The organism is Variovorax sp. P4_D9, from assembly GCF_056401695.1.
In genome coordinates this window covers 1-1320 of the sequence record NZ_JBFUIU010001456.1, presented here as the reverse complement: position 1 = coordinate 1320, position 1320 = coordinate 1, and the positions used below count along the sequence as shown (strand labels likewise).

Here is a 1320-nt window from a genome sequence, read left to right as displayed (position 1 = left end):
GTCGTTGGCCGACCAGCAACGTTTTGCCGATGTGCTGCTGTCGCCCCCGGCGACCAATGCCGCACTCAAGCGGGCAATGGCGCGGCACGACAAGCTGCTGCGAACGGAGTGACTCGCGCGTCTTTCCTGATCGCGGCGCTGGATGCTTCTGCACATGACCGAACTCAGTTCCATTGCGGAACGCCGGAGCTGGGTCGCTACCTGCGCGAACAGGTCTCTCAAGATATCCGCCGCCGCGTTGCGGCCTGTTTCGTTGCCCTCACCGATGAACGGCGCATCGTCGGGTACTACACCTTGGCCACGGCCAGCGTGCCGCTGATCGACCTGCCCGACCCGCTGCGGCGCAAGTTGCCGCGCTACGGGTCGGTGCCGGCCATTCGCATGGGCCGCCTCGCCGTCGATGAAGCATTTAAGAAGCACGGTTTGGGCAGTGCCCTGCTGGTCAATGCTCTACGCCGTGCTGTTGGCTCCGAGATTCCCGCCGCAGTCCTTGTCGTTGATGCGAAAGACGAACAAGCGGCCGACTTCTACCAGCATCATGGTTTGACACGGTTGCTAGATTCGCATCGGACCTTGATCATGTCTTTGGCCAGTGTCCGCGTGGACGGCAAGCGCTGAGGGTCGCGTCTCATTCCGTGGTGTAGGTCCACTACCCGGCGAAGGCAGAGTTGCACGGCACTCAGCGGGCCCATCCTCCGCCTCTTCACCTCCTTACCAGGCTGCTGACGTACCGAGCGCGCCGAAGGCATCCTGCGAACCGAAAAAGGCGGTTGGGTGATTCCGACGTTCCAGGCTCGTCGACCGAGGCCGAATGGGAGTTCGCCGCGCTTACGGCCTTTACGACATGATCGCCCTGGGGGCGGCACTGCTGCGGGCAGCCGGCACGGGGGTCGCAGGGAGGAGGATTCTTCATGTGGAGGGCGTTTGCGTGATGCACGCGAACGCGTCTTGGATTCGTGCGCGCGCTCGCCCTGCTCGCCCTTGCGCCTGCGTGCGGGCCTGCCGAAGCGCACCTCAATACGACCGGGATGGGCCCGGTCTACGACGCCTGATGCACTTCCTGGCCAGCCCCGAGGATCTTGTGCCTGCGCTGGCGTTGGCGCTGCTGGCCGGGTTGCGTGGCGCACCATACGGAAGACGGGCGATGGCTGCTCGGCAGTCTGGTCGGATCGACCGCGGCCGTCGCTCATGCCGGCGCGCTGGCGGCCGCCTTGTGGTTCCTGATGCTGGGTGGCCTGGTCGCGGCCGATGTGAAGCTCACCTTGCGCTCGATGACGGTGCTCGGTGCACTGCTCGGGCGGTTCACGGGTACCTCAATGG

The 1320-nt window shown here is 65.0% G+C and carries 3 protein-coding genes; all 3 read left to right on the top strand.

All coding sequences use genetic code 11. The features are described from left to right. Nucleotides 1–4: 4 nt before the first annotated feature. Nucleotides 5–112 carry a type II toxin -antitoxin system TacA 1-like antitoxin gene (locus AC1DY5_RS55960; protein WP_478122759.1) on the top strand — a complete coding sequence of 36 codons (108 nt, stop codon included), beginning with the start codon at nucleotides 5–7 and terminating at the stop codon, nucleotides 110–112. Beyond that, entirely contained in the window at nucleotides 109–618 is a 510-nt protein-coding gene (locus AC1DY5_RS55955) for a GNAT family N-acetyltransferase (protein WP_478122758.1), read from the top strand. The genes AC1DY5_RS55960 and AC1DY5_RS55955 overlap by 4 nt, the downstream gene beginning before the upstream one ends. Nucleotides 619–1118: 500 nt before the next feature. Further along, a partial coding sequence (locus AC1DY5_RS55950) for a hypothetical protein (RefSeq protein WP_478122757.1) occupies nucleotides 1119–1320 on the top strand: 202 nt, incomplete at its 3' end.